13 protein-coding genes and 1 pseudogene are annotated in these 12918 nt (G+C 67.1%); 11 read left to right on the forward strand and 3 right to left on the reverse strand.

The genetic code is table 11. The features are described 5' to 3' along the window. Positions 1 to 148 precede the first annotated feature (148 nt). The 5 genes and pseudogenes from B5X78_RS18915 to B5X78_RS18630 all read left to right on the forward strand — a co-directional run. Positions 149 to 2896, forward strand: a pseudogene (locus B5X78_RS18915) (response regulator); the annotation flags it as partial. A gap of 13 nt (positions 2897 to 2909) precedes the next feature. Next, a complete protein-coding gene (locus tag B5X78_RS12720) occupies positions 2910 to 4118 on the forward strand; it encodes a chemotaxis protein CheB (RefSeq protein ID WP_079724898.1) in 1209 nt (402 codons plus the stop codon). A 41-nt stretch (positions 4119 to 4159) separates the two neighbouring features. Then, positions 4160 to 4627: a chemotaxis protein CheW gene (locus tag B5X78_RS12725; RefSeq protein WP_079724899.1), complete on the forward strand. Its 468-nt coding sequence runs from the start codon at positions 4160 to 4162 to the stop codon at positions 4625 to 4627. 62 nt (positions 4628 to 4689) lie between these two features. Then, positions 4690 to 5097: a hypothetical protein gene (locus B5X78_RS18470; RefSeq protein ID WP_139381555.1), complete on the forward strand. Its 408-nt coding sequence runs from the start codon at positions 4690 to 4692 to the stop codon at positions 5095 to 5097. Between the two features lie 106 nt (positions 5098 to 5203). After that, entirely contained in the window at positions 5204 to 5551 is a 348-nt protein-coding gene (locus B5X78_RS18630; RefSeq protein WP_176140857.1) for an EF-hand domain-containing protein, read from the forward strand. 92 nt (positions 5552 to 5643) lie between these two features. Here B5X78_RS18630 and B5X78_RS12740 read toward each other — a convergent pair whose 3' ends face one another. Together B5X78_RS12740 and bioA are read right to left on the reverse strand one after the other, a co-directional pair. After that, complete coding sequence (locus B5X78_RS12740) at positions 5644 to 6378, reverse strand: 16S rRNA (uracil(1498)-N(3))-methyltransferase (protein WP_079724902.1); 735 nt, start codon at positions 6376 to 6378, stop codon at positions 5644 to 5646. Then, positions 6369 to 7769 (reverse strand): adenosylmethionine--8-amino-7-oxononanoate transaminase, encoded by a 1401-nt coding sequence (gene bioA, locus B5X78_RS12745; protein ID WP_139381556.1) that lies wholly within the window; start codon positions 7767 to 7769, stop codon positions 6369 to 6371. Before bioA ends, B5X78_RS12740 begins: the two co-directional genes overlap by 10 nt. A 62-nt stretch (positions 7770 to 7831) precedes the next feature. On the opposite strand from bioA, the gene nudE reads away from it, so the two are divergent. From nudE to B5X78_RS12775, 6 genes are all read left to right on the forward strand, one after another. After that, complete coding sequence (gene nudE / locus B5X78_RS12750) at positions 7832 to 8386, forward strand: ADP compounds hydrolase NudE (protein ID WP_079724904.1); 555 nt, start codon at positions 7832 to 7834, stop codon at positions 8384 to 8386. Next, entirely contained in the window at positions 8383 to 9204 is an 822-nt protein-coding gene (cysQ, locus tag B5X78_RS12755) for a 3'(2'),5'-bisphosphate nucleotidase CysQ (RefSeq protein WP_079724905.1), read from the forward strand. Before nudE ends, cysQ begins: the two co-directional genes overlap by 4 nt. Beyond that, positions 9188 to 10036 (forward strand): nucleoside triphosphate pyrophosphohydrolase, encoded by an 849-nt coding sequence (gene mazG, locus B5X78_RS12760; RefSeq protein ID WP_425478723.1) that lies wholly within the window; start codon positions 9188 to 9190, stop codon positions 10034 to 10036. The genes cysQ and mazG overlap by 17 nt, the downstream gene beginning before the upstream one ends. A 7-nt stretch (positions 10037 to 10043) precedes the next feature. Beyond that, positions 10044 to 10367, forward strand: coding sequence for a YnfA family protein (locus B5X78_RS12765; RefSeq protein ID WP_079724907.1), 324 nt, complete (start codon positions 10044 to 10046; stop codon positions 10365 to 10367). A gap of 66 nt (positions 10368 to 10433) precedes the next feature. Further along, positions 10434 to 12119 carry a tetratricopeptide repeat protein gene (locus tag B5X78_RS12770; RefSeq protein WP_229730724.1) on the forward strand — a complete coding sequence of 562 codons (1686 nt, stop codon included), beginning with the start codon at positions 10434 to 10436 and terminating at the stop codon, positions 12117 to 12119. Positions 12120 to 12166: 47 nt separating this feature from the next. Continuing rightward, entirely contained in the window at positions 12167 to 12469 is a 303-nt protein-coding gene (locus tag B5X78_RS12775) for an Mpo1-like protein (RefSeq protein WP_079724908.1), read from the forward strand. On the opposite strand, the gene B5X78_RS12780 is transcribed toward B5X78_RS12775, so the two are convergent. After that, positions 12466 to 12837: a DMT family protein gene (locus tag B5X78_RS12780; protein ID WP_079724909.1), complete on the reverse strand. Its 372-nt coding sequence runs from the start codon at positions 12835 to 12837 to the stop codon at positions 12466 to 12468. The genes B5X78_RS12775 and B5X78_RS12780 overlap by 4 nt on opposite strands. Between the last annotated feature and the right edge of the window lie 81 nt (positions 12838 to 12918).

Genomic DNA, 12918 nt, shown 5'->3' on the forward strand with positions numbered 1-12918 from the left:
GGATGCAGCCGAAGCACCGGCGGTGTCCGACGATCTGGTGGTGGAAGAGATCACCCTGGAAACGCTCGACGCGGCCGAAGTGGATGCGATTCCGGCCGTGGCCGAGGAAAGCCCGCTGGAAGCCGCCTTCGCCGGCGAAGCCTCCAACGAAGCCGACGCCGAAGCGGCGGCCGCCGAAGCGGATGTCGCCGAAGCGGATGTCGCGGTGGAAGAAATCGCCGCCAGCGTTCAAGACACGCCCGTGGTGGAAGAGATCGCCGCGCTGGAATCGGTCGATGCCATCGAGCTGACCCCGGTGCAGGACGCGGACATCGAGGAGGTCGTGCTCGAGAGCGCGCCCGGAGCCGAGGCCGAGGCCGAAGTCGCGCCTATCGAAGTACTGGAAGAAACAGCGCCGGAAGCGGCGCTGGTCGTGGAAGCACCGCTGCAGGACGAGTTGGAAGACGTCGCGACGCTGGAGCAGGTGGCAGCGCCCGTCGACGAGCCGGTTGCCGATCTCCCGGCGACCCTCGCATCCGAGGAGGCAGACGTGGCCAGTGCGGTACCGTCGGAAGATCAACCCGAAGACGCACTCGACATCGCCGGTCTGGATCTGGACCTGGTCGAGATCTTCATTGAAGAAGGCAACGACCTGCTTGATCACTCCGACGACCTGCTCGCCAAGTTGCGCGAGACGCCGGAAGATCGCAGCCTGGTTACCAGCCTGCAGCGCGACCTGCACACGCTCAAGGGCGGTGCGCGCATGGCCGGCATCCACGCGGTCGGCGACTTGGGCCATGCGATCGAGTCGATGCTGGAATCGATCGTCGCCCAGCGCACCGAACTGGATCGCCCCGGCATCGGTCTGCTCGAGCGCGGCTTTGACGCCCTGCACGAGCAGCTGAAGCGGGTGACCGCACGCCGCAATGCCGGCATCCCCGAAGGCATGATCGCCGAGTTCAACGCGCATGCCCGCGGCCAGGAACTGCCGACCCGCGCCGAAGCGCTGCCGGAAGAGCCCAAGGCTCCGGTCAACCTGGCGCCGTTGTCGGCCCCGGTGGAAACCGAGTTCAACGCGCAGGACGAAGAGTTCTTCCCGCACAGCCAGCAGGAACAGGTCCGCGTTCGCGCCGACTTGCTCGACCGCCTGGTCAACCACGCCGGCGAAGTGGCTATCTACCGCGCCCGTCTGGAACAGCAGCTGGGCGCCTTCCGCGGCGCGATGAGCGAACTGGATCGCACCAACATCCGTCTGCACGACCAGTTGCGTCGACTGGATCTGGAAACCGAAGCGCAGATCGTGGCGCGCTACCAGCGCGAACACGACCGTCCGGACACCACCTTCGATCCGCTGGAACTGGATCGCTTCTCCACCCTGCAACAGCTCAGCCGCGCGCTGGCCGAATCGGCCGCCGACTTGAGCGGCCTGCAGGGCGTGCTCGACGATCTGGCCCGCAACTACGACGGCCTGCTGCACCAGCAGTCGCGCGTCAGCTCGGAACTGCAGGACGGCCTGATGCGTGCGCGCATGGTGCCGTTCGAAGGCATCGTGCCACGCCTGCGCCGCGTGCTGCGCCAGGCCGCCACCGATACCGGCAAGCAGGTGGCATTGAAGCTGGACGGTACCCACGGCGAACTGGATCGCAACGTGCTGGAGCGCATGACCGCGCCGCTGGAGCACCTGCTGCGCAACTCCGTGGCCCATGGCCTGGAAGAGCCGGCCAAGCGCAAGGCCGCCGGCAAGCCGGAAGAGGGCACGGTGCAGGTCAGCCTGCGTCGCGAAGGTTCGGAAATGGTGTTGCACGTCACCGACGACGGCGCCGGCCTGAATCGTGCGGCCATCCGCAAGCGCGCCGAACAACGCGGCCTGCTGCAGGAAGGCGCGGTGATCGACGACATCGATCTGGATCGCCTGATCCTGGAATCGGGTTTCAGCACCTACGACAGCGTCAGCCAGCTGGCCGGTCGCGGCGTGGGCATGGACGTGGTCTACAACGAAGTGCGCCAGCTCGGCGGCACGCTGGACATCGTCTCGCGGCCGAAGGAAGGCGCGCAGTTCATCCTGCGCCTGCCGCAGACCCTGGCGGTGACGCAGGCAGCGTTCGTGCAGATTGGCGAAACCCAGTTCGCTGTGCCGGTGGCGTCGGTCAGTGGTATCGGCCGCATCAGCCGCGAGCGTTTCGAAGCCAGCGGCGGCAGCTACGTCTACGGCGGCGAAGAGTACGCGCTGTACAACCTCGGCGATCTGGTCGGCCACGCGCCGGCCCGCGCCGAAGGCCAGGCCCAGGTGCCTCTGCTGCTGATCCGCGCCGGTGACATGCGTGCGGCGGTGGCGGTGGATCAAGTGCTGGGCAACCGCGAAATCGTGGTCAAGCCGGTCGGTCCGCAGATTGCCTCGATTCCGGGTATCTACGGCGCCACCATCACCGGCGACGGCAGCGTGGTGGTCATCCTCGACATCGCACCGCTGGTGCGTCGTCACCTGGCCCAACCGGCGCAGCCGGCCAGCGCCGCCGCGGCCACCGATCAGCGGCGCGTGCCGCTGGTGATGGTGGTCGACGATTCGCTGACCATGCGCAAGGTGACCGGCCGCGTGCTGGAGCGCCACAACTTCGAGGTCAGCGCCGCACGCGATGGTGTCGAAGCACTGGAACGCCTGGAAGAACGCGTACCGGATCTGATGCTGCTCGATATCGAAATGCCGCGCATGGACGGTTACGAGCTGGCCACGGCGATGAAGGCCGACGCCCGCTTCCGTGACGTGCCGATCGTGATGATCACCTCGCGTACCGGCGACAAGCATCGCCAGCGCGCCTTCGACATCGGTGTGCAGCGCTACATGGGCAAGCCGTACCAGGAACTGGATTTGATGCGCAACGTATACGACCTGCTGGGTATCGCCCGTGTCCGTGAGTGAAGCCTCGTCTGACATGAGCAAGCGCGTCGCCCTGCTGGCGCGTCCCGGTGCAGCGCGCGAGCATCTGCGCGCGGCCCTGCACGAAGTGGGCGCGGAGATCGTGCTGGAAGACGATCCCAACGACATCGACGCACAGACCCTGGGCGACGCCTCGCCGCAGGTGGTGCTGGTGGCGCTGGAACCGGCGATTGAAGAAGGCCTGGAAAAGCTGGACGCGGTGTTGATTGATCCGTCTGTGGCGGTGATCTTCGACGAAGCCGAACTCGCCGCGCGTCGCCAAGGCTGGGAAGCGCAGCGTTGGTCGCGTCATCTGGCGGCCAAGATCCACGGCCACGCCGACGTGCTGCCGCCGGGCCGCGAAGAGGAACCGTCGCTGCATCTGGAGCCGGGCCTGCCCATCACGCCCGCGCAGTTGCATGCCGACGCCGGCATCGAAAAGCACATGGAAGAAGCGGTGGACCTGGCCTGGGAACTGCCGCAGGACGATTTTGCCTACGCGCCGCCGGCCAATCCGCCGGCCGCGGTGGTGGATGCCGACGACTGGCTGCGCACGGCCACGCCGAGCGACGCCGCTGCACACGTGGCGAAGTCCGCGCCACCTGCCGCCAGTGAACCACCGCCGCTTGCCGCGCCCACTGGCGGCAAGTGGGAACTGAGCCTGGAACCGATTGAAGCGGTCAGCCTGCAGACCAAGCGCGCCGCCGGCGCGGTGGTCGCCTTTGCCGGCATCGGTGGCCCCGATGCGGTGCGCAAGCTGCTGGCCGATCTGCCCGCCGACTTCCCGCGCCCGCTGATCGTGCACCTCAAGCTCGATGGTGGCCGCTACGACAACCTGGTCCGGCAGATGGCGCGCGTGTCGACCATGCCGGTGGCGCTGGCCGAGCCGGATCATCCGGCCCAGCCCGGCCATGTCTACGTGCTGCCCGGCGACGTCAGCCTGCGCGTGGACAATGGCGCGATCGGTTTTGTCGCCGGTGGCGATCTGCGCGAAGCCATCGCGCAGCTGCCGCCCAAGGACAGTGGTGTGTTGCTGCTCAGTGGCAGCGATGTGCAGTGGGTCGACATCGTCTGGCCGCTGGCCGCCAAGGGCGCCTGGATTGCCGGTCAATCCACTGAAGGCTGCTACGACCCGGCCGCATCGCAAGCCTTGGCCGCACGTGGCGGCACGCTCGCTTCGCCGGTCGACCTCGCGCGCTCGCTCAGCACGCAGTGGCCGCATTGATCTTCTCGCACGAACACGTTGCCTAGCAGCAGGAAAATCCCATGGCTTCCAATGACGAAATCCGCGGCGTCCTGGTGCAATCCGGCGAAGAACGCCTGCTGTTGCCCAACGCCACCATCGCCGAAGTGCTCTCGCGCGCCCCGGTCACGCCGATCGATGGCGCGCCCGCGTGGCTGGCCGGCCGCATCGACTGGCACGGCTGGCAGGTGCCGCTGGTCGCCTTCGCGCAGATGACCGGCCTGCCGCTCGGCACCTCGCAGGCTCAGAACAAGATCGTCGTGCTGAAGGCGTTGGGCGGCAATCCGGATTTGCCGTACTACGCGCTGCTCACGCCGTCGTTCCCGCGCCTGGTCTCCGTGCCGCGCGACGGCCTGCTGGCCGACGCAACGGAAGAAGAATTGCCCGTAGGCGTGCAGGTGCGCGTGCTGCTGGGCGATGAAGTGGCGATTCTTCCGGATCTGCAGGCGGTGGAGAAGCAGATTTCCGAGGCGTTGGCGCGGGCGGCGTAAGCGCCGCAAGTCGCCGTGCTTCATCCGGGTCCGGCGACCCGACCCGTGATCAGGTTTGGCCCGTGATCAAGAAGATCGTCGGCGTGCTTGCCTTGATGGGGTTGTTGGCACCCTCCGTGTTGATGGCGATGGTCTGGACACCGATCAATCTGGTTGCAGCCATCGCCATTGTCGTGTCCTGGCTCGCCCTGTCCAAGCGGGCGCCCGGAGTTTCCCGCCTTGGCGCGGCCATCGCCGCATTGCTGCTCACCTTTCCGCTCTATCCGCACTGGATCTGGAACAGCAATGACAGGGGCTGGCATTTCCACGTCGGCACTCAGATCAGCAATCTTGGAGAAGACTGGCTCGGCTTTGCCGGCATGTTTGTTTACTGCCTCATGCTGTTCGCGGTCGTGCGATGGGCATTCAAGGCCACCAGGACACACCTCAATCAGGACGCCTTGCCTGCACCGGGGCCGGGCCAAATTTGACACGCTTTGCACAGCCCTGAATTCCCGCACAGCCACGCGTGGAAATTCATCATCCGTTGGCGACCCCGGTGCCAGCGTTGGCGCACCCAAGCACAAGGAGGACACCATGAAGATCAGGATGCTGCTGCCCCTGTTGTTGTTGACGGCCGGCGCCGCGCAGGCGCAACAGACCGTGCATACCCAGGCATTGACCGAGTACCAGGGCGGCGCCAAGACCGCGCAGATCCAGGGCGATGCCGCGGGCAGCCCGGTGACGGTGAACTATGGCCAGGCGGCCGCGCTGTCCAATGCGCGCGACTATCAGGTGACCGTGGCGGATCTGGATGCGAATGGCGATGGCGTGATCAGCCGCAGCGAGGTGCCGGAGAGCCATGCCTTGAGCAGCGAGTTCAAGCTAGTCGATGCCAACCGTGATGGCCGCATCACGGCGGCGGAGTTGGCAGCCTGGAAGTAAGCGCCGGAAAGTGGGCCGCGAGCGTCTCGCCCCCATCCCAGCCTTCCCCCGCGATGCGGGGGAAGGGGCGGATAACGGGGACCAATAGTTGGCTAACCGAGGTCGCCGAAGCGGGCCTGCAGCGCGGCAATCGCGGCCAGCCCGGCCGTTTCGGTGCGCAGGATGCGCGGACCCAGTTGCAGGCCGACGAAGCCGGAGGCCCGCAGGGCTTCGCGATCCCGCGGCGACCAGCCGCCTTCGGGGCCGATGGCGATCACCACTTTCGATGCCGCCGGCGCCGGCATCGTCGCCAGCGACAGTTCGCCTTGCGGATCCAGGATCACGCGTAGCGCTTCGCTGTCGGTCGCCTGCGCCGCGGCCAGCAGCGGGCCGGCCTGCGCCAGGGCCGGCACGATCGCGCGGCCGCTCTGCTCACAGCCGGCGATGATCACGCTGCGCCAGTGGGTCATGCGTTTGGCCAAGCGGTCGCCATCGAGCTTGACCTCGGTGCGCTCGGCATCCACCGGCACCACTGCCGCGACGCCCAGTTCGGTCGCCTTCTGAAGGATCAGGTCCATCTTCTCGCCGCGTGCGATGCCCTGCAGCAGGGTGATGTGCAGCGGCGATTCGTTGTCGACCACGCGCGAAGACAGCAGTTCGGCAGTCACTTCGCGCTTGCTCACCAGCGACAGGCGTGCGGCATAGTCGCGACCATCGCCATTGAACAGCACGCAGTCTTCGCCCTCGCGCGTACGCATCACCCGCAGGTGATTGGCTGCGGCTTCCGGCAGTGCCAGGCTGCGGCCCACGGTCAGCGCCGTATCCACAAAGCAACGGGTCAGGCGCATGCGGTGGCTTCCTCGATGACGGCGGCGGTGGTGCGGGCGAGAAGTTCCAGCTGCTCTTCGTGCACGCAGTACGGCGGCATCCAGTACAACACATCGCCCAAGGGGCGCAGCACCACGCCACGTTCCAACGCCGCGCGATAGGCGCGCAGGCCCACCCGCAACGCCGGTTCGAACGGTCGCGCACGATCGCCGTCGCGGCACAACTCCACGGCCAGGATCATCCCGGCCTGTCGCACCTGCGCCACATGCCGGTGCCCGGCCAGTGGCGCCGCCAGTTCCGCCATGCGTGCCGCCGTGCGCTGGTTGCGTGCAATCACATCATCGCTGGCAAAAATATCCAGGCTGGCCAAGGCCGCCGCACACGCCAGCGGATTGCCGGTGTAGCTGTGCGAATGCAGGAACGCGCGTTCGCGCGAGTCGTCCAGGAATCCGTCGTAGATCACCTGCGTGGCCAGCACCGCCGCCAACGGCAGGAAGCCGCCGGTCAAACCCTTCGACAGGCACAGCAGATCCGGCATCACGCCACTTTGTTCACTGGCGAACAGGGTGCCGGTGCGGCCGAAGCCCACCGCAATCTCGTCGGCGATCAGGAACACGCCATGCGCATCGCACAACTCGCGCGCACGCCGCAGATAGGCCGGATGGTGCATGCGCATGCCGCCGGCGCACTGCACGCGCGGTTCCAGGATCAGCGCACAGACTTCGCCCGGATGCTGATCGAGCAGGTCGGCCAGCGCATCGGCCGCGCGCAGGGCGCAGGCCTCCTCACTCTCGCCGGGTGCCGCGTTCCAGGCATCGGGGGAAGGGGTGAACAGGGCCTCGGCCAGCAGCGGCGCATAGATGCGCCGGTAGAGCGGGATGTCGCCCACCGCCAGCGCGCCCAGGGTCTCGCCGTGGTAGCCGTTCTCCAGCGCGATGAAGCGGGTGCGGCGGCACTCGCCACGGTTGACGAACCAGTGGAAGGCCATCTTCAGCGCCACCTCCACCCCGGCCGAGCCATTGTCGGCGTAGAACACCTTGGCCAGCGGCGCGCGGCCGGCTTGGTGCGGCGCCAGGGCGAGCAGGCGTTCGGCCAGTTCCACCGCCGGTGGATGGCTGAATCCGGCCAGGATCACCTGTTCCAGCTGCCCGGCCTGGCGGGCGATGGCTGCGCCGATACGCGGTTCCGCATGCCCGAACAGGTTGGTCCACCAACTGCTGACCGCGTCCAGATAGCGGCGGCCGTCCTGGCCAATCAGCCAGGCGCCTTCGCCGCGTGCAATCGGAACCAGCGGCAAGGTGTCCGGATGCTCGCGCATCTGCGTGCAGGGGTGCCAGAGCACCGTCAGATCGCGGCTACGCCAAGTGTCGGCCTCTGTTAGCATTCTGATTACATGATCCGTTTCAGCCATCCCGCCATGATATCGGCGCGCCCCTCGTCCCGCCCGTTGGCCGCCCTGGCCGGGGTGCGCGCATGAGCCGTCGCCTGCCGATCATCCATGCCATCACCCCGCAGGCCGAAGGCCAGCACAGGCGGGTGGTGGAGGAGCTGGACCTGGAATTCAGCAATGGCGAGCGCCGTCGCTTCCATCGCCAGCGGGCCGAAGGGCCGGGTGCGGTGGTGGTGGTGCCGATGCTGGATGAAAACACCGTGCTGCTGGTGCGCGAGTACGCGGCCGGCATGCACCGCTATGAGCTGGGCCTGGTCAAAGGCCGCATCGATGCCGGCGAGAGCGCGGACGAGGCGGCCAATCGCGAGCTGAAGGAAGAGGCCGGCTACGGCGCGCGTCGCCTGGACGTGCTGCGCAGCCTGACCCAGGCACCCCTGTACATGAGTCACCAGTCCTGGCTGGTGGTGGCAAGAGACCTGTATCCGGAGCGTCTGCCCGGAGATGAACCCGAGGAGTTGGAAGTAGTGCCGTGGAAATTAGATGCCCTTGACCAGCTGATGCTGCGCGAGGATTTTTCGGAAGGTCGTTCGCTTGCGGCTTTGTTCATTGCCCGCGAATGGCTGCGCAACCCGGCATGAAACGGATGACATCGGACTTGCACGAAGCCGTACTGGTCATCGCCCGCGAGGCGGGCGACGCCATCATGGCGATTTATGGCGACAGCTTTGACGTCACCCACAAGGCGGACGCCAGTCCGCTGACCGCCGCCGACCTGGCCGCGCACCGCGTGATCATGGAAGGCCTGAAGCGGCTGACCCCGGAGTGGCCGGTGTTGTCGGAAGAAGAAGCCGACATTCCCTGGAGCGTGCGCGCGGGCTGGCACACGTACTGGCTGGTCGATCCGCTCGACGGCACCCGCGAGTTCATCAAGCGCAACGGCGAGTTCACCGTCAACATCGCCTTGATCGAACAGAACGAACCGATTTTCGGCGTGGTGCACGCGCCGGTCACCGGCGAGTTGTGGCACGCCGAACTGGGTCGCCATGCCTATCGCCGCCGTGGCCAGGTGGATGAGCAACTGCGTACACGCGCGCCGGCCAAGGCGCCGCTGAAGGTCGCCGCTAGCCGTTCGCATCGCGATGCGCGTACCGAGTCTGTGCTCCAGCGGATGGGCGACATCCAGGAAGTGTCGCTGGGTTCTTCGCTCAAGTTCTGCCGCATCGCCGAAGGCTCGCTGGATGTCTATCCGCGCTTCGGGCCCACCTCCGAGTGGGACACCGCGGCGGCGCAATGCGTGCTGGAAGCCGCCGGTGGCGCACTGCTGGCGCCGGATGGTCGCGCGTTCCGCTACAACCGCCGCGAGACCCTGTTGAACGGCGACTTCATCGCGCTGGGCGATCCGTCGCTGCCGTGGCGGCGCTGGCTGGAGGATGACGCGCTTGAGCAGACCGCCTGAGGCGACGGGCTGGCCCGCGCTCGTCGCGGGACAAGGGGATGTCCGCGAACTGCTCGACATCATGGCGCGGCTGCGCAATCCCGAGGGCGGCTGCCCGTGGGATCTGGAGCAGGATTTTTCCACCATCGCGCCGTACACGATCGAAGAAGCCTATGAAGTGGCCGACGCCATCGACCGCGGTGACCTGGCCGATCTGAAAGACGAACTGGGCGACCTGCTGCTGCAGGTCGTCTTCCACGCGCAGATGGCCAGCGAGCAGGGCGCGTTTGCCTTCCGCGATGTGGTGGCTTCGATCTGCGACAAGATGGTGCGTCGGCATCCGCATGTGTTCGGCGATGCGAGTTTCGAGGACGCCGAAACGCAGACCGTCAACTGGGAAGCGATCAAGGCGGCCGAACGCGCAGCGTCCGGCAAGCACGATGAATCCGCGCTGGCCGGCATCTCGCGTGGCCTGCCCGAATGGCAGCGTGCGGTGAAGCTGCAATCGCGCGCCGCGCGCGTGGGCTTCGACTGGCCGGGCCCTGCGCCCGTCATCGACAAGCTGCACGAGGAAATCGAAGAAGTGCGCGCCGAGTTCGCACAGGCAGCAGTCGCGGAGAACCATGACCGCCTGGAAGACGAACTGGGTGATCTGTTGTTTGTCGCGGCGAACCTGGCCCGCCACGCCAAGGTCGATCCGGGCGCGGCACTGCGTCGCGCCAACCAGAAATTCGAGCGCCGCTTCCGCGCGATGGAAACTTTCGCTGCCGAAGCCGGCACGCAGATGTCGGCGCTGAGCCTGGAAGAACAAGAACTGCTGTGGCAACGCGCCAAGCAACAAGAACGGGCATGACCGCCCCATGCAGACCTTCCTGCTCTTCCTGCTTACCGCCATCGCCGAAATCGTCGGCTGCTACCTGCCATGGCTATACCTGCGCAAAGGCGGCAGCATCTGGCTGCTGGTGCCGGCCGCCGCCAGTCTGGCTTTGTTTGCTTACCTGCTCACCCTGCACCCCGCCGCCTCGGGTCGCGTGTACGCGGCATACGGCGGCGTCTACATCAGCGTGGCCATTTTCTGGCTGTGGGCGGTGGATTCCATCAAGCCCACACGCTGGGATTTGCTGGGCGCCGGCCTGTGCCTGGCCGGCATGGCCGTGATCATGTTCGCCCCGCGCGCGGCCTGAAGCAGGCTGTCCGGTTTCCCGGCAGGGGCCGTTTAGGCCTGTGTACCCATCGCGGGAACGAACACGATGAAGCCTCGCCTGCTGTCACTGCCGTTGCTGCTGGTCTTGCTGGCCAGCCTCCTGTCCGCATGCGAACCCGCGCAGAAGCCAGCGGAACGCGTCGCGGCCGCCCCGGCCAAAACCAGCCCCCTGCCGCTGTTCGACACCTTTGGCGACCTGCATCGCGATATCGGCACGCAGGTGCCTGCGGCGCAGCAGTACTTCGATCAAGGCCTGCGCATGACGTATGGCTTCAATCACGAGGCGGCGGGACGCGCATTCGCCGAAGCGGCGCGACTGGATCCACAGTGCGCCATCTGTGTATGGGGGCAGGCGCTGGTTCTGGGGCCGAACATCAACCTGGCGATGGACCCGGCGCAGGCCAGGGACGCCACCGCGCTGGCCGCGCGTGCGGCCAGCCTGGCCGGCAATGCCCGGCCTGCGGACCGGGCGCTCATCCAGGCGCTGGTCACGCGTTATCGCGACCCTGCGCCCGAAGATCGCACGCCGCTGGATCGCGCCTACGCCGACGCCATGGCGCAGGTGGTCGCGCAATTCCCGGACGATGACGATGCCGCCACCCTGTACGCCGAAGCACTGATGGATCTGTCGCCGTGGGCGTACTGGAACGAGGGCGGCACGCCAGCGGCGTCGACGACGCGCCTGCTGGGCGAACTTGAACGCGTGCTGGCGCGCAACCCCCGCCACATCGGCGCGATGCACTACTACATCCACGCCACCGAGGCTTCGCCCGAGCCGCAACGCGCGCTGGAGTACGCCAACACGCTCGCCGCGCTCGCGCCTGGCTCCGGCCACCTGGTGCACATGCCCGCGCATGTCTACATCCGGGTGGGTCGCTATCACGACGCCACGCTGGCCAACTTCGCCGCGTCCACGGCGGACAAGGACTTCCTGGCGGTGTGCCGTGGCAGCAATGGGGTGTATCCGCTCGGCTACGTGCCGCACAACTGGCACTTCGCGACCATGACCACCGGGCTCACCGGCTCGCGCGGGCTGGCGATGCAAGCGGCGCATCAGACTGCGCAGCGCGCCGATCAAGCTGCCATGGCGCAGGCGCCGATGCAGTTCATGCAGCAGTTTGCGGTGGCGCCCGATCTGACACGGGTTCGCTTCGGGGCGTGGGACGAGATCCTCGCGGATACGTCGGCGCCTCCCGCGCTGCCGTATCCCACCGCCATCCGGCATTTCGCCCGCGGCATGGCGCACGTGCGCAAGGGCCAGCTGGACGAAGCCGCACGCGCCGCCGAAGCGCTGCACGCCATTGCCGGTGATCCGGCCATGGCGCAGGTGAGCTTCTTCGATATCAACCGCGCCGACAGCGTGCTGCGCGTGGCCGACGCGTTGCTGCGCGGCGAACTGTTGCGCGCGCAAGGCCAGCCTGCACCCGCGCTGGCCGCATTGCGCGAGGCCGTGACCGCCGAGGATGCGCTGGCCTACAACGAACCGGCCGACTGGCCGCTGCCGGTTCGCCCCTATCTGGGTGCGGCCCTGCTGGAAGCGGACCAGGCACGGGACGCGGCCACCACCTTCGAGCAGGATCTGAAGACCTATCCCGAAAACGGCTGGTCGCTGTTCGGTCTGGCCCAGGCGCAGACCAAGCTGGGTCAGGCCGATGCCGCGCGTGAGACATCGCGGCGCCAGGTGGCCGCCTGGCAATGGGCGGATGCACCGTTGGCAGCAGCGCGCTACTGAAGGACACTAGGCTCCGCCACGCCACCACACCGTGGCAGGAGCCCGCCATGAGCCGCTTCGCCAGTTTCCGCGAGTTCTATCCGTTCTACCTCAGTGAGCACAGCAACCGCGTGTCGCGGCGGCTGCATTTCATCGGCAGTTGCGGCGTGCTCCTGCTGCTGGCGTGGGCGATCTATCGCGGCAATGCCTGGTGGCTCCTGGCCGCGCTGTTCTGCGGTTACGGCTTCGCCTGGGTGGGGCACTTCTTCTTCGAGAAGAACCGGCCCGCCACCTTCAAGCATCCGTTCTATTCGTTTGCTGGCGACTGGGTGATGTTCAAGGACATCCTGCTCGGACGAGTGAAGCTCTAGAGCGTCGGCGTGGGACTCGCCGCACCACCCGGCTCATAGAACATCAGGAACGCAGCACCGACGATCAGCGCGAACGCCGCGTAGTGGTTCCACTTCAGCGGCTGCCCGAGATACCAGGTCGAAAAGCCGGCGAACACCACCAGCGTCAGGATCTCCTGGATCGTCTTGAGCTGCACCACCGAGTACACCGTGCTGCCCAGCCGGTTGGCCGGCACCATCAGCGAGTACTCGAAAAAGGCGATGCCCCAGCTGGCCACGATGGCCAGCAGCAGCGGCGAGCTGCGGTACTTCAGATGGCCGTACCAGGCGAAGGTCATGAAGACGTTGGAAGCCAGCAGCAGGACCAGGGGCAGGACGCGGGCGAGCATGGTGACGGGCCGGACGATAGCGGGACGCGCAGCTTACGCGGACCGCCGGAGCCCGCCAAACGGGGCGGTCGGGCCCGGCGG

Source organism: Pseudoxanthomonas indica (genome assembly GCF_900167565.1).
In the GTDB taxonomy this organism is placed as follows: domain Bacteria; phylum Pseudomonadota; class Gammaproteobacteria; order Xanthomonadales; family Xanthomonadaceae; genus Pseudoxanthomonas_A; species Pseudoxanthomonas_A indica.

What these genes read in the sequence shown, in the direction of transcription:
- B5X78_RS12720 (WP_079724898.1), top strand. Translation starts at nt 2,910, where the DNA reads ATGAGCAAGCGCGTCGCCCTGCTGGCGCGTCCCGGTGCAGCGCGCGAG.
- B5X78_RS12725 (WP_079724899.1), top strand. Translation starts at nt 4,160, where the DNA reads ATGGCTTCCAATGACGAAATCCGCGGCGTCCTGGTGCAATCCGGCGAA.
- B5X78_RS18630 (WP_176140857.1), top strand. Translation starts at nt 5,204, where the DNA reads ATGAAGATCAGGATGCTGCTGCCCCTGTTGTTGTTGACGGCCGGCGCC.
- B5X78_RS12740 (WP_079724902.1), bottom strand. Translation starts at nt 6,378, where the DNA reads ATGCGCCTGACCCGTTGCTTTGTGGATACGGCGCTGACCGTGGGCCGC.
- bioA (WP_139381556.1), bottom strand. Translation starts at nt 7,769, where the DNA reads ATGGCTGAAACGGATCATGTAATCAGAATGCTAACAGAGGCCGACACT.
- nudE (WP_079724904.1), top strand. Translation starts at nt 7,832, where the DNA reads ATGAGCCGTCGCCTGCCGATCATCCATGCCATCACCCCGCAGGCCGAA.
- cysQ (WP_079724905.1), top strand. Translation starts at nt 8,383, where the DNA reads ATGAAACGGATGACATCGGACTTGCACGAAGCCGTACTGGTCATCGCC.
- B5X78_RS12765 (WP_079724907.1), top strand. Translation starts at nt 10,044, where the DNA reads ATGCAGACCTTCCTGCTCTTCCTGCTTACCGCCATCGCCGAAATCGTC.
- B5X78_RS12770 (WP_229730724.1), top strand. Translation starts at nt 10,434, where the DNA reads ATGAAGCCTCGCCTGCTGTCACTGCCGTTGCTGCTGGTCTTGCTGGCC.
- B5X78_RS12775 (WP_079724908.1), top strand. Translation starts at nt 12,167, where the DNA reads ATGAGCCGCTTCGCCAGTTTCCGCGAGTTCTATCCGTTCTACCTCAGT.
- B5X78_RS12780 (WP_079724909.1), bottom strand. Translation starts at nt 12,837, where the DNA reads ATGCTCGCCCGCGTCCTGCCCCTGGTCCTGCTGCTGGCTTCCAACGTC.